Raw genomic sequence first — 20,959 nt, 5'->3', positions numbered from 1 at the left:
ATCCACTTAAAGCTAAAGCTGAGATTGTTTTTGTGCTTGAAGCTCAATCGCACGCTGCACACGTTGAGTATAGTCCTGAATCCCTGCAAGCTCAGAGTCACTGGCACAAGTGGTTTTAATTTTGGCTTGAAAGTCATCAAAACTGCTCACCACTTTGGCAGGTACTCCCATTGCTACACTATTATCAGGAATATCTTTAGTCACCACTGAACCTGCGCCAATCACCACATTTGAACCAATCGTGACCCCCGGCATAATAATGCTATTGACCCCAATAAAAACATGAGAACCCACATGAATAGGGGCAAAACGTTGATAACGCTTGCCTTGCGCATCATAAACAAGGCAGGTACTACCATCATGCGTAATAAACTTAACGCCTGAGGTGACTGTAACGTGATTCCCTAGATGAATCAGAAAAGGTTCAGAGCCCCAGCTCTTGATATAAATTCGACAATGCTCACCGATAGTCACACCTTTTTTACGCGCATAAGCAATGCTGCCCTTGAACATAAAATAGGCTAAATCAAACACTGTGTTGAAAATTGACCGAATCAATGCCATGTATCAAAAAGACCCAAGATAAATAGATAAATGTGCAACAAAAGTACTGCAACGGGCTATTTTACTCTCAATTGTGCAACACGGATATGCTCTGTCCAACAGAGTTTTATTTTATTTTTTTTGCAGGTGTTCCCACGTAAACCCCCGCCTCGGGAATGCTTTTACTCACCAATGAACAGGCACCCACGACCACATTATTGGCAATATTGACACCATCAAGCACGGTTACTCGAGCACCAAACCAAATATTTTCACCCATTTGAATCCCCTGTTTAGTAATTTGGTCTTTGACCAAAACCTCAGGATCATCAAACTTATGGTTACTGGCGATCATAATACTTTGCGTGCCAATCCGGGTATTATCCCCAATGCTTAGACCGCCACAGCCATTGAGAAAAGATTTGGAGTTGATACTGACATTCTGTCCAATTTCAACCTTGCCACCAAAACACTTGATATAACAGCTTTCACCAATAAAACTGTGATCACCAATACAAAGCGTGGCGCCCTTTTCCACAATAATCGTGACATCATCGCCAATATAGACATTTTCCCCGATACTCACGACACCGCTAATATCGAGCTTAGTCCGCTTCCCAAAATATTTAAACCGACTTGAAAACGCCATGTTATACAGCGTCTTACGGCACTGTGCAGAGAGCCAGTTGAGCAACTTCAAAGTTTTAAAAAACATCACAATTTTGCTCTCCACACCACATATAAAATGGAAAAATTATAAAAAATGAGTGCTACAGGAACAGCCAAAAGCATATAAATTTTATCATTCATCATGACATAGAGCCCAGCAAACAAAATGAACTTTAAAATCAATTCCACAATTTGCAGTCTAAACAAAACTTGGCTGTTTCGTTTCGCAATCAGATAAGCTGAACTGGGCGGATTACAAAAGACCGCCCAATAGCCCAATGCCAAAATTTGGAAATAGGTTGAAATACCGACCCACTCATGGCCAAAAGCCCACAAATAAACACTTTCAGGTAATACAAAAAATACTGCAAAAAATGGCAGCGAAATCAGGCTTAAAATCACACTGCTATGCAAAGCCTGACGATTGGTGTGTGCATGTTTAAATTTGCGAATAAAAAATTGGCGAAGGGTTTGCGACATTAGGTTAATTGGGACACGGAGCGTACGTTCAACAATGGCGTAAAAACCCATTGCCTGCACCCCGACAAAATGTGAAACCACATAGTATGGCAAGTTATGTGAAAAACTATTTAAAAGTGCATGCGGTGTATTGCTATAGATAAAATCTTTATAATGCTTAAATGCCTGCCAACTCACGCTATAGAGTTGATTTTTTAGAATATAAAGCACCACAATCATAAGCATGATCACCGAACTGACCGCATAGCTACTCACCAGGCCAATGCTCATCCATAAAGGTAAACTTAACTGCACCACCACCACAATCAGGCTTCTAAAAATATTCAGCCCTGCACAAAAATATTCGGCATGTACTGAAAACTTATAGTTATAAAGGCTTTGAATCAAAGTATTGGCAAGTATTCCACTACAAATTGCCCCAACCATTGCTCCATCAAAAAAGCAACTCAAAACACCAGCCGAAAGCAAGGAAATAATGGTGGCAAAAATCGCACCTTCGAAAATCAGACTTTTTTGATGCTGTTGTTCGGCCACCAATTGCGCTTGGTCCAAACGCAAATTCGCTACCGTCGATAAGACACTAACGATGGCTAAAGCAATACCATATTCACCAAAGTCTTGAACCGAATATAAACGCGTTAAAAAAGGCAGGGCGATAAATGTCATTATCGCACCCACTAATAAACTGCTGGTGATTAAACCAATCGACTGGTATTTGGCGAACAGGCGCGCAATCATGTCAGCCCGTTCAGGTCAAATTGTTGACATACCAACGCATTGCCAACTGAATGCCTTCAGCAATCGGGTATTCAGGCGCATATCCTAAAGCCTGTTGAATTTTGGCAATACTGGCTTGTGAATGGCGCACATCCCCTGCACGAAATTCACGATACACTGCAGACTTTTCATAGCGAATTGAGTTTTCAAGCAATGCAACTTGAATTGCAGCATATAGATCATTCAAGGTGGTACGATCACCCACAGCTACATTATAAACTTGGTTTTTGGCCTCGTCAGGGGCTGTGGCTGCCAAAATATTGGCTTGCACCGTATTATCAATAAAACAGAAATCGCGACTGGTTTCTCCATCACCGTTGATGAAAACATCATCCCCTGCAATCATCGACGCAGTCCACTTGGGAATCACGGCTGCATAGGCACCATTTGGATCCTGACGTTGTCCAAAAACATTAAAATAGCGCAAACCAATGGCTTTAAAACCATAGCTACGGGCAAACACATCTGCATATAGCTCATTCACATATTTAGTTACGGCATAGGGTGAAAGCGGATTTCCAATATTTTCTTCAACTTTAGGTAATCCTGGATGATCACCATAGGTTGAACTGCTTGCCGCATAACTAAAACTTGAAACATGCGCATCACGTGCTGCGGTCAGCATATTCAAAAAGCCACTGATATTGGTGTCATTGGTCGTGATCGGATCAACAATCGAACGTGGTACAGAACCCAAAGCAGCTTGATGCAAAACATAGTCCACACCAGTACAAGCTGTTTGACAGTCTGCAAACTGACGAATATCACCCTCAATGAAATTGAAATTTGACCACTGTGCCTCTGAGACACATCCTTTCACTTCATCAAGATTATGTTGATAGCCTGTCGCAAAATTATCTAACCCGACCACGATCTGATCTAGCTTTAATAATGTTTCAAGCAAATTTGAACCAATAAATCCAGCAACGCCCGTGATTAGCCATGTCTTCGGTGCTTGTTGTAACTGCTCGCAGACCGTTTGATATTGGTTCATCGTAAATTTTCCAAAAACATTCAATAAATTATAGACGTAAATCAGACTCTGATTGATCTAATACATATTTTAAATCATACAAGACATGGCTTTCTTTACCTAAAGCACGAATTGCATCAGCGCCCATCACCTTAAATTGCTGGTGTGCAACCGCAAGAATCACCGCATCATACGTTTGCTGATTTAAAGACTGTACTGGGCTAATCGCATATTCACTTTCAGCCTCAATTGGGCTCACCCACGGGTCATATACATCAACATCAATATGATATTCTTCAAGTTCTTTCACAATGTCGATGATACGGGTATTACGAATATCAGGACAGTTTTCCTTAAAACTGAGCCCCAAGACTAAAACTTTTGCGCCTTCAACCTGAATCTTCTTTTTCACCATACTTTTAACAAGTTGGGTGACGACATAAGCACCCATGCCATCGTTCAGACGACGACCTGCCAAGATAATTTCAGGATGATAACCCATCGACTGTGCTTTATGAGTTAAGTAATACGGATCAACCCCGATACAGTGCCCACCCACTAAACCTGGACGGAATGGTAAAAAGTTCCATTTCGTTCCTGCGGCTGTGAGTACATCTTCTGTATCAATGCCCATTTTATTGAAGATCAAAGCAAGTTCATTAATTAAAGCAATATTTACATCACGTTGCGTGTTTTCAATCACTTTTGCTGCTTCTGCGACTTTGATACTTGGCGCTTTGTGCGTGCCCGCTTCAATAATAAGATTATATACTTCATCGACAAAATCAGCGACTTCGGGTGTAGAACCTGAGGTGATTTTTAGAATATTCGTAACCCGATGGAGCTTATCCCCTGGATTAATCCGTTCGGGGCTATAGCCCGCAAAAAAATCTTGATTGAATGTTAAACCTGATACTTTTTCTAAGACAGGAATACAGGCTTCTTCTGTTGCACCGGGGTAAACGGTCGATTCATAGACAACGATATCACCCGCAGATAATACCTGACCAATACTTTGTGATGCTTTGATTAATGGAGTGAGATCGGGTTGTTTAAATTCATCAATCGGTGTTGGAACGGTCACAATATAAAAGTTACAACTTTTTAGATCTTCTAAATCTGCGCTATAACTCAACTGAGTTGCTTGCATCAACTCATCTGGAGACACTTCCAAGGTATGGTCTTGACCAGACTTTAACTCATCAATTCGCTTCTGATGAATATCGAAACCCAGCACAGAAACTTTTTTACCAAACTCTACAGCCAGAGGTAAACCAACATAACCTAATCCGATGATGGCAATTTTTAGATCAGCGAGTTGTAGCATGGTACAGCCTTGTGCAATTTGAATAGGATAGGAGCAGAGATCTCAACGTTGCACAATATAGCAGAAATTTGATTTCTTTTAATGACTAAATTATGTTACTTAGTCCTCAAAAAATTATTCGATTAATTATAGAAACAGTACGTTTCACCAACATCTTAGGCTATGTTAAAGATATTAATTGGTATAAAATCTAACAGTTTTATATAAATTCTTCGGGTTGTCATAGCCCTGATCCATTATTCAAATTATTTATAAATAGGGTTTATTTTCGAGTGAGTTACTACCGCTATAGCATATTGTTAGCACTCAGTTTAAGCATAACTGGTTGTGCCGTAACATCAGGACTTCAAACTTATGATCTTCCTGAACAAGGCTCCTATAAAACAAATCAAGGTGCTGAACTTAATGTTGTACAGTTAACACAAGAGAATATCTCTAATATAGCGCAAGCACCTGTCAACAATTTTTCAGATATTCGAACTTTGTTTAATAAAAAACAAGGTATTTATCGCTTGAACTATGGTGATGTCCTATCTATCCAACTTTGGGCATATCCAGAAATTACTCCGCCTATTCAAGATGCGACCAGTGTACGAACTGTAGGCTACCCGATTGATCCAAACGGGAATGTCCAACTTCCTTTAATTGGTTCTGTCAAAATTGCTGGAAAAACGCTTGCTGAAGCACATACATTCTTGCGTAGCCAATTTAGCAAGTATCTCAAGAATCCTGACGTGATTGTCCGCGTTCTGTCTTTTGAAGCAAAACGCTACTATGTCAACGGGCAAGTGCTTAAAAGTGGACAATACACCATCAATGATCTTCCAATCAGTCTCTATACTGCCCTAGGTCAAGCGGGCGGGATCGACACCAAGACTGGAGATACGACCAATATTCAACTCATCCGAAATGGTCAAACATATAATCTCAATACCATTCAGTTAGAAAAACAAGGCTTATCACTCCATAACCTACTGATCCAACCTGACGACACCATTTTCGTTAACACCAAACAAGACCAAAAACTATATGTCATGGGTGAGTCAAGTAAAAGCCAAGCGATTAGCTTAAGAGATCAAGGCATGTCTTTAAGTGATGTATTGGGTGAAAGTGAAGGTATTAATCCATATTCTGCAAGTGCAGCACGAATTTATGTAATGCGCACAGACTTAAAGTCCAAACAATCAACCATTTATCATTTAAACTTGAGTAGTCTGGGTAATTTGGCCTTAGCCAATCAATTCGACATGAAAAAGAACGATATTGTCTATATTGATGCAACAGGTTTAACGCGTTGGCAGCGTGTGATGAATCAAATTGTTCCGTTCTCAAGTGCTTTATATAGTTTTGATCAACTTGGAAAATAAGTCATGGGGATACAAAATATTTTAGTGGTTTGTGTTGGAAACATTTGTAGAAGTCCAATGGCGGAATATTTCCTCAAACAGGAAAATCCACAGCTCAATATTGACTCTGCAGGTCTATCCGCCATGGTGGGACATGGTGCCGATGACAAGGCTATTCATTGTATGGATCAATTTAAGATTGATATGCGTCAGCATGTCGCAAAACAGATCAATACCAGCCTCATTAAAGCTGCCGATTTGATTTTGGTGATGAGTAACAACCAAGCTCAACATATAGAAAAACAGTGGCCTTTTGCTAAAGGTAAAGTCTTTCGCCTAGGTCATTGGCAAAAACAAAATGTTGCTGACCCCTACCAGCATAATCAAGCTTTTTTTGATATAACCTGTAGCAATATTCAACGCTTTGTTGCTGATTGGAAATCACATTTTTAAATTATTACGATATTAAATTATGAATCAAAACTCTAGCACTAGCGAAGATACAATCGACTTAAAAGAGTTATTTTTTTCTCTGATTGCTCAGTGGAAACTCATTGCTCTTTGTATTATTTTCAGTTTAATTTGTGCATTACTTTATTTAAGAGTCACTCAACCCATTTATGCTACAGATGCGATGGTTCTCGTTGAAGACAGCAAAAGTGCTGCCTCAGCAGCACTATTAGGCGAGTTAAGCCAACTCTCAGGAGCGATGGGGCAAAAATCACCAGCCGATGCAGAAATTGAAGTTCTAAGATCTCGCATGGTTTTGGGACAAGTGATTCGAGATCTCAACCTTGATATTGAAATCAAGGCCCCAGAAGACTCCGCATTTAATCGTTTGATTTCAGAGAAAAAGTCAACAGTTGATTACACTCCAACTGAAGTGGTTTATCAAAATAAATCATCCGTAGTTCAAATTAAACAATTGAATGTCCCTGATTTCTATCTAGATGAACCCCTTCAACTAAAATTCAACGAATCAAACACATTTCAACTACTACATAAAGATGAAGTTGTTTTTGAAGGCAAAACCAATGTCAAGAATCAAGTGCCTAGTCCGTATGGCTTGTGGCAAGTGTATATTGTAAAAAATAACAATCTAGCCCCAGAACTTAAAATCACAAAATACGCTCTACCAACAGCAATGAAAAACCTAATGTTGAATTATGGTGTTGCTGAACGTGGAAAAATGACAGGTGTAGTCGGTTTAAGTTACCAAGGCACTGATAAAGCACACATTACCAAAGTTCTGAATCATATTCTGAGTGTCTATCACAAACAAAATATTGAAAGAAAGTCCCTAGAATCAACGCAAACACTTGCTTTCTTAGATAAACAATTACCTTTACTTAAGCAGCAACTCGAAGATTCTGAGATTAAGTTCAATAGATTCCGTGAAAAATACAACACCATTGATGTGACCCAAGAATCTGAACTGTTGCTGAAACAAAATATTGAGCTTGAACGCTTAATGATTGAGCTCAAGCAAAAACAAGCTGAACTTTCTGCAAAATATACCAATGATCACCCTTTAATGGCAGAAATTAATGCTCAGTTGAAAGAGTTGACTGGTAAAAAAGAACAGTTAAATCAAGCTTTGAAACAACTTCCAGAAACCCAGCGCTTATATTTACAGCTTTATCGCGATGTTAAAGTCAATGCAGAACAATACACTGCTCTGCTAAACAACTATCAACAGTTGAAAATTGCAAATGCAGGTGAGATTGGTAATGTACGTATTGTCGATACAGCCGTTAAGCCTTTTGAAAAAGTTAAGCCAAAGACACTTATCGTTCTAATTTTATCGCTCTTTGTCGGTGGTTTCCTTGGTACGCTGTTAGCATTATTACGCAATATGATGCGCTCAGGCATTAAAGACTCCGCTCAAATTGAAAATGAGCTGGATCTACCTGTGTATGCAACAGTCCCTCGTTCACCCGTGCAAGAAAGTCGCATCAATATTTTGAAGAAGAAAAAGAATATTCCTATTTTGGCTGTTAAAAACAGTGATGATATTGCGATTGAAAGCTTACGTAGTATGCGTACCGCCATTCATTTTGCTTTAAGTTCTGCAAAAAATAACCTGATTATGATTTCAGGCCCAGCACCAGAAGTCGGGAAATCTTTTATTTCGACCAACTTAGCCACAATTTTGGCGCAAAGCGATAAACGTGTTTTGATTGTAGATGCTGACTTACGTCGTGGATATTTACATAAGTACTTTAACTACGACACTCAACCAGGTCTCACTGAATTACTCAATGGCCAACACAGCTTAGAGACAGTGATTCGAAATACTGAAGTACCTGGCTTAAGCGTCATCTCCAGAGGTAAAAGTCCAGCCAATCCATCTGAACTCTTAAGCTCGGCTCAGTTTAAGAACGTCTTGGCACAACTGTCTGAAAAGTTCGATCATGTGATCATCGACACACCACCAGTACTGGCTGTAACGGATGGGATTATTATTTCTCAATATACAGGCGTTAATTTAGTGATTGCGCGTTATGCGAAAACACAAATGAAAGAGCTTGAGTTAACCATCAATCGCTTTGAACAAGCAGGTGTTAAAGTCAATGGCTTCATTCTGAATGACATTCAACGTACAGCTGGTTCAGGTTATGGCTACAATTATGCTTATGCTTATAAAGCCAATAAAGAATCAGACTAAAGACAGCTATTAGCCGATAAAAAGCCAGAATGACAGTTCTGGCTTTTTATTTTGTATGACAAACGTTTATATATTCAAATCCTTATAGTTTTTTTAAGGACTTCGGCATATATTAATTTGGAAATGTACTCTAGGTACAAAACACGTGATTCATGAAGTCTGCTAAGATGCTGAAAACTTTTTGAATGTAATAGAATTAGGAAAAATTTCACATGAGTAAAGCCTTACCGATTGCTGTAGCTGTTCTTCTAGGCGGTGCTGCACTTGTTCCCGTTTATTATGCATCTCAACACCCTGCTTCGGCTGAAGCGCAAGTTTCAAAAAATGCATCTGCCGTAGAAAAAATTAGCTATGCACTAGGCTATGAAGTTGCTCATCAAACCCCACCAGAACTCGACATTAACAGTTTTGTCACTGGTGTTCGCGCAGGTCATGCACGTAGCCAACCCGCGTATACAGAAGAAGAATTAAAACAAGCCTATGAACAGTTCCAACAAGAAATGCAACAAAAACAGGCTAATGTTGCTCAACAAGCACAGACCACTAGCGATAATTTCTTAACTGAAAATGCAAAAAAACCTGGGGTGAAAACTACAGCTTCGGGCTTACAGTACAAAATCACGCAAGAAGGTACAGGCAAGCAACCCACTGCCAGCTCTGTCGTGACCGTACATTACAAAGGCCAACTGGTCGACGGTAAAGTCTTTGACAGCTCAATTGAGCGTGGCGAGCCAATTGAGTTCCCATTGAATCAAGTCATTCCAGGTTGGACTGAAGGTTTACAACTGATGAAAGAAGGTGGCAAAGCGACCCTCTATATCCCGTCCAACTTAGGTTATGGTCCACAAGGGGTACCCGGTATGATCCCAGCCAACAGCACACTTATTTTTGATGTAGAACTGATCAAAGTAAAATAACAATGCCAACTCAAGGAGAGCTTTTGCTCTCCTGTTTTTATTGAGAACAATTTATGAAAATTCAAACAACATTACTCTGTGGCTTGTTCCTTTCAACTCCTCTTTTCGCGGCGCCTATCACCAATAAAAATAGTGTTCATCAACAGGTCGGTTATAGCTTTGGTTATTTGATGGGTCGCAGTAATGCAGAGTCTATTCAAGATTTAGATATAGATGCTTTTGTCCAAGGGTTACGAGAAGCATCTAAAGGCCAAACTGCCTCATTAAGTGATGAAGATATGGCGCGTGTACTCACCCAATATAAGCGTCAAGCCGAAGCGAAACAATTATTAGAAGTCAAACAATTGGCAGACAAAAATGCCAAAATTGGTGCAGCATTTTTAGCTGAGAATGCAAAAAAACCTGAGGTGAAAACTACAGCTTCAGGCCTGCAATATATGGTTTTACAACAAGGTCAAGGCAAGTCACCCAAGGCCAACAGTCGAGTCAAAGTCCATTATGAAGGACGTTTGATTGATCAAACGGTTTTTGACAGTTCGATTGCACGCCAACAGCCTGCAGAATTCCAAGTCAGCCAAGTCATTCAAGGTTGGACTGAAGGTTTGCAACTGATGAAAGAAGGAGCGAAATACCGTTTCTTTATTCCATCTAAACTGGGTTATGGTCAAATTGGTTCAGGTGATGTGATTGAACCGAACAGCACACTGATTTTTGATGTGGAACTGATTGCAGTATTGCCAAACTAAGGCAGTTAGGCAAAATAATTCTAGAGATAAAATAAAAAGCCTGACATGTGATCAGGCTTTTTATTGATTACGCTTTTTATGAATTACAATCTATTCTCAAATCAAGCAGTGCTTTTTGTTTTATGCTTCATGCTTTAAATGGCGTGGTCTAAAACCCGTAATGAATAAACCAATGGCATAAGCCACCGCACCGACCACACACAGCCCAACCACTTCAGCAACGCGAATCCACTGTGACATTTCGCCATTATACCAAGTCAGTCCGTACCACAATGCCGCAATCATCACGGCGTTAGAAATACCAAACTGAATAAACAGTTTTTTCCAGTGAGCACCAAAACGGAAAATATCACGCTTATGTAGATAGAAATACAACATTCCTGCATTTACAAGTGCAGACCCAGAAGACGCTAAAGCCAGTGCCATATGCTCTGCATGCCAGTCAATCAATTTAAAGAAACCAATAAACACTACGTTTAAAATCGCATTCGCAGCAACGGCCATTAGCCCCACACGAACAGGAGTCTTGGTGTCTTGTTGTGCATAAAACCCAGGTGCAAAGACTTTAATCAACATGAATGAAATCACCCCGGCGCTCATACACTGCAACGCTAAAGCCGTCATTTGAGTATCTTCAAGGGTAAATTGTCCGCGTTGGAATAGGGCCTGAATAATAGGGGTCGATAACATAAACAGTGCAATACTGGCAGGCACGCCAACCAAAACAATCACCTTTGCAGCCCAATCCATCATGCCACGAAACTTCGACATATCTTGCTCTGCATGACGGGTCGACAATGCCGGTAAAATTACCGTACCAATCGCCACCCCAATCAAGCCCAAAGGCAATTCAGTCATGCGTTCTGCACTATATAACCAAGACACAGAACCATCTTGCATAAACGAAGCCCAAATGGTGTTTAGAAGTAAGTTAATTTGCGTAACAGAAACACCAAATAGTGCAGGCAACATCAATTTCATGATGCGATCCACACCTTCATGTTTAAAATCGACTTTCGGCGGAATCAGTAATTTTTTATGCCAAAGTTCAGGAATTTGGATCGCTAATTGCAATACACCCGCAGCAATCACTGCCCAACCGAGTGCCATAATCGGCTCCGCCATATACGGCGTCAACCACCATGCTCCTGCAATCATCGCAACATTCAGCAATACTGGTGAAAATGCGGGTGAAGCAAAGGAACCATAACTATTTAGAATACTGCTGGCAAAGGCTGTCAGCGACATAAACAATAAATAAGGAATAGTGAGGCGGAACATCGAAACTGCAAGATCAAACTTCTCAGGGTCAGCATGGAAGCCCGGTGCATAAATATACAATACGGCAGGCGCCGCGACCATAGCCAAGAAAGTCAGAACTGTCATGATCGTCATCAAGCAACCAAAGACACGGCTAATCAGGATTTGAACTTCCGCATGGGTACGCCCAGTTTTATATTCGGTCAGTACTGGAATAAACGCCTGTGAGAATGCCCCTTCAGCAAACAGCCGACGGAAGAAGTTCGGTATACGAAAGGCCACCACAAAGGTATCGAAATCTTTACCTGCACCAAAGACATTCAGTAAAACAATGTCTCGTACCAAACCCAAGACCCGAGAAAGCATGGTCATTGCACTTACAATTACGGTTGACCGCCACAGCGCCATCGTATCCACCTAGTTTTTCATTTGCCGCTATTGTAATGAAACTTCAACGAATATTTGATTGTTTAATGTTGTTGTCTGCACTCAATTTATTGACTTTTTAACTGCTGCAAACGACTTCTATATTTGTACCAATCGAAAAATGGGCCAGGATCCGTTTTTCGACCTGGAGCAATATCGGAATGCCCCGCCAAATGCTGTTGAATTTGAGGATAGGTTTGCTGTAAGCAGGCAGTCACATGTACCAATGCTTCATATTGGGCATCTTCAAAAGGCAAGTCATCACTGCCCTCAAGCTCAATGCCAATCGAATAATCATTGCACTCTTTTTTGCCCAAATAACTCGAACGCCCTGCATGCCATGCACGGTCATGAAAGTTAACAAATTGTAAGACTTCCCCGCCTCTTAAAATCAGTAAATGTGCTGAGACTTGCATGCCTTGAATGGTTTGAAAATATGGATGTACTGACCAATCCAATTGATTTTGAAAAAATTGTTCAATATAGCCACCACCAAACTGTGAGGGGGGCAAACTGATATTATGAATGACAATCAGTTGAATATCAGCATCTGCAGGACGTGCGTTAAAATTAGGCGATGGGATTTGTCTCGCACCTTGTAATATGCCATTATGGATTGTAAATTGTTGCATTCTGAGCCTAATCTACTCATAGTTTTTATGCTTCTTATATAGCACAACTCATACTAACAACGTAATTGTAGTCTATAAGAGTCAGCTAAAACTCTTGCATCCGAAAGAGCATTATGTGGAATTTCAGAACTAAAGCACATCTCTCCAGTCCATAGCTCCATAGTCAAAGGTGGTGTTCGTATTGCTCGTCCTTCGCTAATAATAAGACTACGCGTAAATAATGATAAATCTTCTGCCCAATCTGCAACCACATGAATTTTTAAATATTCATTCAAAAATAAAGCTAATTTATTTTGAAACTCTATTAAAGAAATAGGTGTTTTAACCAGTTTAGGAATGACATTTTCAGCAACCCAAGGCTCTGGATGAGTGCAAGTTAAAACTTCATAAAAAGAGTGCCCATCTCCGTCTACAAGTGCCATTGAAATGAGCTCACCACCAAAACCATTGAATTCACAGTCTAAAAATAGGTTCATCTTATTTACTTTATTTATTGAAATTATCATAAAGATAGACCCTAAACATAAGTTAAGGGTCTAATATTTATTTACCTAAAGATTCAGCATCTCTTTTAGCTCTCTTAGATGAAATTCATTTTTGCTTCCATGTTTTTTATTAAATTATAAATAACCAGTCATATCATAAACATGGCTATACTAAGATTAAAAATTATGATTACACAATATTTTGTTTTCTTGCAGCTTCTAATGCAACTTGCACATCTTGAAGGCTAAAAACGACTGATAAATTTTCAGGATTAAATGGCTCGTCCTCTGAAACTCCATCCCTATGAAATTTACCATGATAGCCATTAAATTTTTTGGATTCATTTTCCGTAAGATCAATCTGATAATTAGGTTGTTTACCTATTCCTCTTTGACCAAAGCGTACAATATTGCTACTCAGACGTTGCATGTTATTTAAAACATTCGTAAGAAATTCAACTCCTAATGTATCAATACCGCGCCCCCACACCACACTATTATTACTCATTATTTCGTCTCCTATTTATGGAATACTGCTTTATTGGATATAAGATCATACTAATACAAGACCCAACATAGAACGTAATATATAGTACTATGATTAATCATGCAACACTTATTAGCCTTGTATAATTCTTCTATTTATTCTCCCCAATCTCTCGATATAATGTAGCAGCATAGAAAATTCTACTATTTGTGACGACTCTCATATTCTTTGAATGCAATTGATAGCCCTCTGATTCCATTACTTGCCTAACCATCGCACCCAACATTTGTTTTGTACGATCATAAATTTTTCCATCTATCTTCAAGTTTTCCATTTGCTCTTTTGTTTGCATTAGACCTGAGCGTAGCAAATCTTTTTCAATTCCTAATAAGGCAGGCTTGTTCAAATCACTGGCTGTTTTCATTTGAATAATCGATTTCTCTGTATTCAAAAATTGCCATAATTTTTGTCCTTGTTCTGTGCGATACAACTCAACAAAATTTTTACTATTAAATTCAGCCATAACTTTCTCTATATGCGAATAAGAATAACATTATAGCAAGCAAATTAAAGTACTACATAAATGCATCTATATATTTCAAATATACTTTCACACTAATAATCGAGATGAAATACTTATTTTTTCTGAGGAGGGTGCTAATATATTGCGCAATTTTCATGGCTTCTATAAAGATACGGACAATCGGATGAGCATATCGCAGCAACTGCTTGAACAATCTATTCAACTGAATATTCAACAGGCATTACAAGAAGACATCGGTGATGGCGACATTACGGCACTTTTGACGCCTGAAGATGAGCAAGCAACTGCGACCATTATTAGCCGTGAAGACATGATTCTTGCAGGTCAACCTTGGGTCAATGCATTAATTGCAGCTTTTGATTCGAGTGTACAAATCACATGGCTAAAAAACGATGGCGATCTGGTGCTTGCCAATGAAACCATTTTTAAACTGGCAGGTTCAGCACGTAGCTTACTTACGGTTGAACGCCCTGCACTCAACTTTGTACAAACCCTGTCTGCGGTAGCAACCAAAACGGCTGAATATGTCAAACAGTTAGACGGCTTAAATACCAAGTTGCTAGATACCCGTAAAACGCTACCGGGTCTGCGCATTGCACAAAAATATGCGGTCGCGATCGGCGGGGGGCAAAACCATCGTTTAGGCCTATTCGATGCTTTTTTAATAAAAGAAAATCATATCATGGCAGCTGGTGGCATTGCTCAGGCGATTGCCAAAGCGCATCAAATTGCCCCGGGCAAACCTGTCGAAGTCGAAGTCGAAACATGGGCTGAATTAGACCAAGCATTAGAAGCCCAAGCGGATATCGTAATGTTAGACAACTTTAGCCAGCAACAAATGATTGATGCGGTCAAGCATGTCGCAGGACGTTGTAAATTGGAAGCGTCAGGCAACATCACCATTGACAACTTACGTGAAGTGGCAACCACAGGCGTGGATTATATTTCGATGGGTGTGTTGACCAAAGATGTCAAAGCCGTCGATCTTTCCATGCGTTTTAATGCTTAATTTGAAAAGATTGCATTTAGTCAACACGCCATAAAAAAACGCACTAGATAGTGCGTTTTTTTGCGTGAAAACTTACCAGCCCAGCGCTTGCTGTTGTTTTTTCACCAATTCTTGAATGCCCTTTTCGGCCATTTCTAACATGGCATTGCACTGTACACGGGTAAATGGTTTATCTTCCGCTGTACCTTGAATCTCAATAAACTCACCTGCTTGGGTCATCACCACGTTTAAATCTGTTTGGCAGTTTGAGTCTTCTTCATAGCACAAGTCTAAAAGCACTTCGTCTTGGAAAATACCGACTGAAATGGCAGCAACCAAACCTTTGAGTGGATCCTGCTTAATTTTCTTTTTCTCAAGCAGCGTATTCATCGCATCAATAAGGGCCACCGCAGCACCAGTGATCGCAGCAGTCCGCGTACCACCATCTGCTTGAATCACATCACAGTCAATGGTAATCGTATTTTCACCGAGTTTCTTTAAATCCACCATGGCACGTAAACTACGACCAATCAAACGTTGAATTTCTTGAGTACGACCACTTTGCTTACCACGTGCCGCCTCACGGTCACTACGGGTATGGGTTGAACGTGGCAACATGCCATATTCTGCTGTTACCCAACCTTGACCTTTACCTTTTAAAAAACGCGGAACTGAGTTATCAATGCTCGCAGTACAAAGAACTTTGGTATGACCAAACTCAACCAATACCGAACCTTCTGCATAACGTGTATAGTTACGCGTAATAGTAACATCACGTAATTGATCTAATGCTCGTTGGTCGATACGCATAATACGTCCTTCATCTGACTAAGTTGATTGGCGCATAGTATAGCAGAAGCAAAGCCAAAGCATTTGCTCCACAAGCTCGCTTTTGTAATTGATCGCTAACCTCACTTTAGATCTTGATTCTTTGTTAAACTAAAAGACAAATGAGCTTGAGGCCACATCTATGTCGATTCGTGAAGAGCGCAAACAACAAAGTCGCCAAGCATTGCTCAATGCAGCCTTACAGCTCAGCACCTCTGGTCGCTCCTTTAGTCAGATCAGTCTCCGTGAAGTTACCCGTCAAGTCGGTTTAGTGCCAACCGCCTTTTATCGACACTTTAGTGATTTGGATGAACTAGGGCTTGAACTGGTCGACCAAGCTGCCTTACATATCAAAAATGTGCTGACCCAATTAGGCCAAAGCTATGTTTACCGCCCACATGCAACCATTGAGCACAGCCTCGATTTATTCTTTGATGCCGTTGAGCAACACCCCGAACAATGGATCTTTCTCATCGGCGAGCGTTGGGGAGGCTCAACATTGGTTCGTAAAGCCATCGAACGAGAGATCACGTTTTTAATCGACGACTTTGCCTATGCTCTCACCCGTATTGAAAGTATGCAGCATATCCGCGATTCAAAAGACCTTAACGTTTTAGCCAATATTCTAATGAATGCCTCTTTTAACTGGGCCATGCGTTGGATTGGTTTTAGCCGAGATGTACCATCAATACAATTACAACAGCAACAACATGACTTTAAAATGCAAACAGTGGTACAGATTCAACTCATGTTTCGTGGTATTTCCAATTGGCATCGACCAACAATACAAACAGAACAAGCCAACCCGACACTGCATTAAACTCCAGCTAGAATGATGTTTTAATACATTACAAATTTTTTAACACTGTTTGCTCAAACTTAGACGCTTTTTCACTATCATAGAGCCAGTTTTTTCATCTGTACCTCTTATGCGTTTTTTTCTTTTTTTAGCTGCCAGTGTATGTATGGCCTTAGCATGGCTTTTGCCCATTCATTATCGACCATGGGTCACTTATACAGGTGAGCTGTTTGCCTTTTTGTCATTATTTACACTTTCCGCACTGTTTCTAAAAGAAAAAGTTTTATTCCCCAAGATCACACTACCTCTATTGCTCTTAAGCCTTGTACCCTTTATACAGTACGGCTTTGGTGAGCTGTTCTTTTTCAGCAAAGCGTTGATGTGTGGCCTATACATTTTTGCCTTTTGGCTCAGTATTGTTTTAGGTTTTAACCTCAGTCAAAGACCGCTCGCGCGTGAACAATTGTTTGCTGGTTTAAGTACGGTTTTTTGGTTGGTTGGTGTGGTCACTGCTCTGATTGCCATCTGCCAATGGCTCAATATTGAACAGAAAATACCGGGGATGACCATATTAAAAGGTGATCGCCCGTATGCCAACTTCGCTCAGCCGAATAATATGGCAAGCTTCTTAATTCTGTCCTTACTGGGTACTCTTTACTTATTTGAGAAGAAAAAATTCAATACTCTTCTTCTCTGCACCAGTGCCGTACTGATGTTGTTTGCTGTCGCACTGAGTCAATCTCGCACATCATGGGTCGCGAGTATTTGTGTACTACTGTATTTACTCTATCAACAATACAAAGGCACACTACAACTCAAATGGTATAGTGCTCTTGCATGGTTTGTGCTCTTTGTTTCTTTAATTGTGTTAACTCCTCAGCTCAACCAGTTGTTGGCTCAACTTTCTAATGTTGATGTCACACAAACTCGCGATGTCGTTGCTCGAGCAACCAAGGGGGATATGTCACGTCTTGCCATTTGGCAGCAAATGCTACATGCAATCGCAGAACGCCCTTGGTTTGGCTATGGTTGGCATCAAACCAGTGTCGCTTACACATTGATTAGTGATCAGTTCCAAGGTCCAGTTTGGGTGAAAAGTGCGCACAACTTCATTCTCGACTTCATTTTATGGAATGGTCTACTGATTGCAGTTCCATTTTTTGCTTACATAAGCTATTGGGGTTATCAACTACAAAAGCATGCAACTTCATCCGAATCTGTGGTGGGTTTGCTCATGGTAGGGGCTGTACTCATTCATGCGATGCTCGAATTTCCTTTATTCTATGCCTATTTCTTGTTGCCGCTCGGCTTTATTCTCGGGATTATTCAAGCCCAGCAAAAAGTAAAAACATGGACCGTAGCAAGTTATGTTATGCCAGTGGTATTTACAGTCTGTGTGATCTTGGTCGGACTCATTATCCGTGATTATGAACTGATGGTGCCGAAGCTGAATCAAGCCTCTCGCTATGAAAAAACACCTGAAAAATTCACCAATCACGATCAAATTTTACTGCTGTCTGAGTTTAACCGTCGTATCGAATGGATTCAGTTAAATCCGTATAGTAAAGTCAGCCCTGAGCAAATTCGGGACTATGAGGAAATGGTGTTGAACTACCCGATTCCTTATGATTTAACCAAGTTTGCTAAACTCTTGGCTTTCAATGGCTATGAGGCTGAGGCTCGTCACCAACTTTGGCGCTTAAAAACTTTAAGAAAAATTGATCTGCGTTATGAGGATTTATTACAGCCTACATCAAGTGTGCAATAAATTTTGTCACCCCATAAAAAAAGCCTGCATCAGCAGGCTTTTTTTATGGGGCGAGCTATACGCTCATTATTTTGCCGCACGTTCTTTTTCGATGAGATATTCTACAACTTGCACAACTTTCTCATTTTCGCCTTGAACAATGTACTTACCATTGACTGTGACCGCAGGGACACCACTCAGTTGATAACGTTTCGCTAAATCTTGCGCTTGAGCAATTTTTGAAGTGATCGCAAAAGACTTATACGTACTGTTAAATTTCGCTTCAGGAATACCAAATTGAGTATAGAACTTAGCTAAAGCAGGTTGTTCTAAAATTGGTTGGTTTTGATCATGAATCGCATGGAATAACATAAGGTGTGTCTTCTTGCGCACACCTAAAGCTTCAGACACATAATAAGCTCGAGCACCCTGCTCCCAAAGTGGATTCATCGCTGCTGGTGTACGTACAAAACGTACATCTTTAGGTAATTTCTTTAACCAAGTCTGCATATGCGGTTCAAGTTTAAAGCAGTGTGGGCAGCCATACCAGAAGAACTCACGCACTTCAATTTTTCCAGGTACTTCGACCTGTACTGGCGTTGGTACCACAGTATAGTCCTGACCTGCTACAAAGTTTGCAGCCAAAGCACTACCAGAAATAGCGAAAACAGCGGTTGCTAGTCCACTCAAAAGGAGTTTTTTCATTGAACTTATTGTCCTCAAAATCATTATGATAAGTTTATGCAAATACTATAAATCAAATATGCCAAATTCGTTTTCATTCTGTGAACTTTTTTCAGGCTTTTATCGCTTTTTCCAGAATAAACGCTACACTAAGCCCTATTGAATTTTTTTAAATATTACAACCTGATTGAGGTGACGATGATGTCGCAACTGAATGTTGATCCACAAGAAATTGCCAAATTTGAAGCATTTGCTGCCATATGGTGGGATCAGCACTCGGAGTTCCGTCCTTTACATATGATCAATCCATTACGCTTAAACTGGATTGATGAGCATGCTGGTGGACTCAGTGGGAAAAAAGTCCTTGATGTCGGCTGTGGTGGCGGCATTTTGGCTGAAAGTATGGCACGTCGTGGTGCAGATGTTCTTGGTATTGATATGGGCGAAGCCCCACTGAATGTGGCGCGTTTACATGCAGAGCAAGAAGGTGTTAAGCATATCGAGTATCGCCAAGTTCCAGTTGAACAGCTCGCAGAAGAACACGCAGGACAATACGATGTCGTGACCTGCATGGAAATGCTGGAACACGTACCTAATCCAGCTTCAATCATTGAAGCCTGCCATAAACTGGTGAAACCAGGCGGTCATGTGTTCTTTTCAACCATCAACCGTAATCCTAAAGCCTATCTGTTTGCCATTATTGGTGCTGAATATGTACTGCGTATGTTAGCGAGAGGCACCCATGATTATCATAAATTCATTAAACCATCAGAGCTTGCACATGATATTCGCGGTGCTGGACTCAAACTAAAAGACATGACGGGTTTACATTACAATCCATTGACCAAACGCTATTGGTTAGCGCCGAATGTCGACGTCAACTATATGGTCTACACTGTCAAAGAAGGTGCTGCATGAAAGCCGTCTTATTCGACCTTGACGGCACACTGATCGACACGGCTGCCGACTTTATTCGCATTATTCAAAACATGTGCCGTGAAAAAGGTGTTGCTGTGGTCGATGCAAACCTGATCCGTAGCCAAGTCTCTGAAGGCGCACGGGCTATGGTGAAATTGGTTTATCCCGAACTGGAAGTCGAAGACCCAATTTTTCTGGCACATCGTCAGCGTTTTTTAGACACCTATGGGGCAGATATTGCGGTAGATACCAACCTATTTACTGGCATGTATCCGCTACTTGAAAAACTTGAAAACCAAGAAATTCCATGGGGCATTGTCACCAATAAACCACGTTGGCTCAGTGAAGCATTATTAGACGCGCTGGATTTGACAAAACGCTGCGCTGTTTTGGTCTGCCCAGAGGATGTCAGCAAAACCAAGCCTGATCCTGAACCGATGTATTTGGCAGCCCAACAGATTGCAATTGCACCTGAAAACTGTATTTACGTCGGGGATCATCCACGTGATATAGATGCAGGTCGTAACGCGCAGATGTATACCATTTTGGCCGCTTATGGTTATTTACCATTCGCGCACAAAGATGACTTAACAGCTTGGCAAGCAGATTGTATAGTGAAGAATGTAGCTGAATTAGATGAGGTCATTCAGTCCCTGATCAACCAGACATCAAAAGCAAGCTCACTGACTTGATCACAATTAAAAAATCACAATAA

General features: G+C 40.5%; 22 protein-coding genes. 10 read left to right on the top strand and 12 right to left on the bottom strand.

Annotated elements, in window-relative coordinates; genetic code table 11:
* Positions 1-12: 12 nt before the first annotated feature.
* From DPG01_RS05600 to tviB, 5 genes are all read right to left on the bottom strand, one after another.
* The gene (locus DPG01_RS05600; RefSeq protein WP_110974434.1) at positions 13-564 is read right to left on the bottom strand and encodes an acyltransferase; all 552 of its coding nucleotides are present in this window, start codon (positions 562-564) and stop codon (positions 13-15) included.
* A gap of 106 nt (positions 565-670) precedes the next feature.
* Positions 671-1,258, bottom strand: coding sequence for an acyltransferase (locus DPG01_RS05595; RefSeq protein ID WP_110974433.1), 588 nt, complete (start codon positions 1,256-1,258; stop codon positions 671-673).
* Positions 1,258-2,430, bottom strand: coding sequence for a lipopolysaccharide biosynthesis protein (locus DPG01_RS05590; protein ID WP_110974432.1), 1,173 nt, complete (start codon positions 2,428-2,430; stop codon positions 1,258-1,260). Before DPG01_RS05590 ends, DPG01_RS05595 begins: the two co-directional genes overlap by 1 nt.
* A 10-nt stretch (positions 2,431-2,440) precedes the next feature.
* The gene (locus tag DPG01_RS05585) at positions 2,441-3,463 is read right to left on the bottom strand and encodes an NAD-dependent epimerase/dehydratase family protein (RefSeq protein ID WP_110974431.1); all 1,023 of its coding nucleotides are present in this window, start codon (positions 3,461-3,463) and stop codon (positions 2,441-2,443) included.
* 28 nt (positions 3,464-3,491) lie between these two features.
* A complete protein-coding gene (gene tviB, locus DPG01_RS05580; protein ID WP_086210718.1) occupies positions 3,492-4,769 on the bottom strand; it encodes a Vi polysaccharide biosynthesis UDP-N-acetylglucosamine C-6 dehydrogenase TviB in 1,278 nt (425 codons plus the stop codon).
* 272 nt (positions 4,770-5,041) lie between these two features.
* Between tviB and DPG01_RS05575 the strand changes: the two genes are divergently transcribed.
* The 5 genes from DPG01_RS05575 (at position 5,042) to DPG01_RS05555 (ending at position 10,446) form a co-directional block, all read left to right on the top strand.
* A complete protein-coding gene (locus DPG01_RS05575) occupies positions 5,042-6,136 on the top strand; it encodes a polysaccharide biosynthesis/export family protein (RefSeq protein WP_086210719.1) in 1,095 nt (364 codons plus the stop codon).
* Positions 6,137-6,139: 3 nt separating this feature from the next.
* Positions 6,140-6,568 carry a low molecular weight protein-tyrosine-phosphatase gene (locus DPG01_RS05570; RefSeq protein ID WP_110974430.1) on the top strand — a complete coding sequence of 143 codons (429 nt, stop codon included), beginning with the start codon at positions 6,140-6,142 and terminating at the stop codon, positions 6,566-6,568.
* Positions 6,569-6,587: 19 nt separating this feature from the next.
* Positions 6,588-8,783: a polysaccharide biosynthesis tyrosine autokinase gene (locus DPG01_RS05565; RefSeq protein WP_086210721.1), complete on the top strand. Its 2,196-nt coding sequence runs from the start codon at positions 6,588-6,590 to the stop codon at positions 8,781-8,783.
* Positions 8,784-8,995: 212 nt separating this feature from the next.
* Positions 8,996-9,700 (top strand): FKBP-type peptidyl-prolyl cis-trans isomerase, encoded by a 705-nt coding sequence (locus DPG01_RS05560; RefSeq protein ID WP_086210722.1) that lies wholly within the window; start codon positions 8,996-8,998, stop codon positions 9,698-9,700.
* 53 nt (positions 9,701-9,753) lie between these two features.
* A complete protein-coding gene (locus DPG01_RS05555) occupies positions 9,754-10,446 on the top strand; it encodes an FKBP-type peptidyl-prolyl cis-trans isomerase (protein WP_110974429.1) in 693 nt (230 codons plus the stop codon).
* A gap of 120 nt (positions 10,447-10,566) precedes the next feature.
* Here the strand turns inward: DPG01_RS05555 and murJ are convergent, their stop codons facing one another.
* The 5 genes from murJ to DPG01_RS05530 all read right to left on the bottom strand — a co-directional run bounded on the left by murJ (position 10,567) and on the right by DPG01_RS05530 (position 14,259).
* Complete coding sequence (murJ, locus tag DPG01_RS05550) at positions 10,567-12,123, bottom strand: murein biosynthesis integral membrane protein MurJ (protein ID WP_171327360.1); 1,557 nt, start codon at positions 12,121-12,123, stop codon at positions 10,567-10,569.
* Positions 12,124-12,200: 77 nt separating this feature from the next.
* Positions 12,201-12,764 (bottom strand): 1,6-anhydro-N-acetylmuramyl-L-alanine amidase AmpD, encoded by a 564-nt coding sequence (ampD, locus tag DPG01_RS05545; RefSeq protein WP_110974427.1) that lies wholly within the window; start codon positions 12,762-12,764, stop codon positions 12,201-12,203.
* A gap of 53 nt (positions 12,765-12,817) precedes the next feature.
* Positions 12,818-13,270 carry a hypothetical protein gene (locus DPG01_RS05540; protein WP_228156964.1) on the bottom strand — a complete coding sequence of 151 codons (453 nt, stop codon included), beginning with the start codon at positions 13,268-13,270 and terminating at the stop codon, positions 12,818-12,820.
* A gap of 169 nt (positions 13,271-13,439) precedes the next feature.
* Positions 13,440-13,757, bottom strand: a complete 318-nt coding sequence (locus DPG01_RS05535; RefSeq protein WP_110974425.1) for a hypothetical protein — start codon at positions 13,755-13,757, stop codon at positions 13,440-13,442.
* Between the two features lie 130 nt (positions 13,758-13,887).
* Positions 13,888-14,259: a hypothetical protein gene (locus tag DPG01_RS05530; protein WP_110974424.1), complete on the bottom strand. Its 372-nt coding sequence runs from the start codon at positions 14,257-14,259 to the stop codon at positions 13,888-13,890.
* A gap of 184 nt (positions 14,260-14,443) precedes the next feature.
* Here DPG01_RS05530 and nadC point away from each other — a divergent pair, with 184 nt between their 5' ends.
* Complete coding sequence (nadC, locus tag DPG01_RS05525) at positions 14,444-15,289, top strand: carboxylating nicotinate-nucleotide diphosphorylase (RefSeq protein ID WP_110974475.1); 846 nt, start codon at positions 14,444-14,446, stop codon at positions 15,287-15,289.
* A gap of 72 nt (positions 15,290-15,361) precedes the next feature.
* Here nadC and rph read toward each other — a convergent pair whose 3' ends face one another.
* Positions 15,362-16,078: a ribonuclease PH gene (gene rph, locus DPG01_RS05520; protein ID WP_086210727.1), complete on the bottom strand. Its 717-nt coding sequence runs from the start codon at positions 16,076-16,078 to the stop codon at positions 15,362-15,364.
* Between the two features lie 160 nt (positions 16,079-16,238).
* On the opposite strand from rph, the gene DPG01_RS05515 reads away from it, so the two are divergent.
* Together DPG01_RS05515 and DPG01_RS05510 are read left to right on the top strand one after the other, a co-directional pair.
* On the top strand, positions 16,239-16,916 hold the full coding sequence (locus tag DPG01_RS05515; RefSeq protein WP_110974423.1) for a TetR family transcriptional regulator: 678 nt from the start codon (positions 16,239-16,241) through the stop codon (positions 16,914-16,916).
* 109 nt (positions 16,917-17,025) lie between these two features.
* Positions 17,026-18,663: a PglL family O-oligosaccharyltransferase gene (locus tag DPG01_RS05510; RefSeq protein WP_110974422.1), complete on the top strand. Its 1,638-nt coding sequence runs from the start codon at positions 17,026-17,028 to the stop codon at positions 18,661-18,663.
* 66 nt (positions 18,664-18,729) lie between these two features.
* Here the strand turns inward: DPG01_RS05510 and DPG01_RS05505 are convergent, their stop codons facing one another.
* Complete coding sequence (locus tag DPG01_RS05505; RefSeq protein WP_086210730.1) at positions 18,730-19,347, bottom strand: thiol:disulfide interchange protein DsbA/DsbL; 618 nt, start codon at positions 19,345-19,347, stop codon at positions 18,730-18,732.
* 180 nt (positions 19,348-19,527) lie between these two features.
* On the opposite strand from DPG01_RS05505, the gene ubiG reads away from it, so the two are divergent.
* Both ubiG and DPG01_RS05495 read left to right on the top strand, forming a co-directional pair.
* The gene (gene ubiG / locus DPG01_RS05500; protein ID WP_110974474.1) at positions 19,528-20,244 is read left to right on the top strand and encodes a bifunctional 2-polyprenyl-6-hydroxyphenol methylase/3-demethylubiquinol 3-O-methyltransferase UbiG; all 717 of its coding nucleotides are present in this window, start codon (positions 19,528-19,530) and stop codon (positions 20,242-20,244) included.
* Positions 20,241-20,936, top strand: coding sequence for an HAD family hydrolase (locus DPG01_RS05495; RefSeq protein WP_110974421.1), 696 nt, complete (start codon positions 20,241-20,243; stop codon positions 20,934-20,936). The genes ubiG and DPG01_RS05495 overlap by 4 nt, the downstream gene beginning before the upstream one ends.
* Positions 20,937-20,959: the final 23 nt, after the last annotated feature.

It is taken from the genome of Acinetobacter sp. WCHAc060042, from assembly GCF_003231195.1.
In the GTDB taxonomy this organism is placed as follows: Bacteria; Pseudomonadota; Gammaproteobacteria; order Pseudomonadales; family Moraxellaceae; genus Acinetobacter.
The sequence above is the reverse complement of the archived record's forward strand: the minus strand, read 5'-3'. Positions and strand labels throughout refer to the sequence as shown.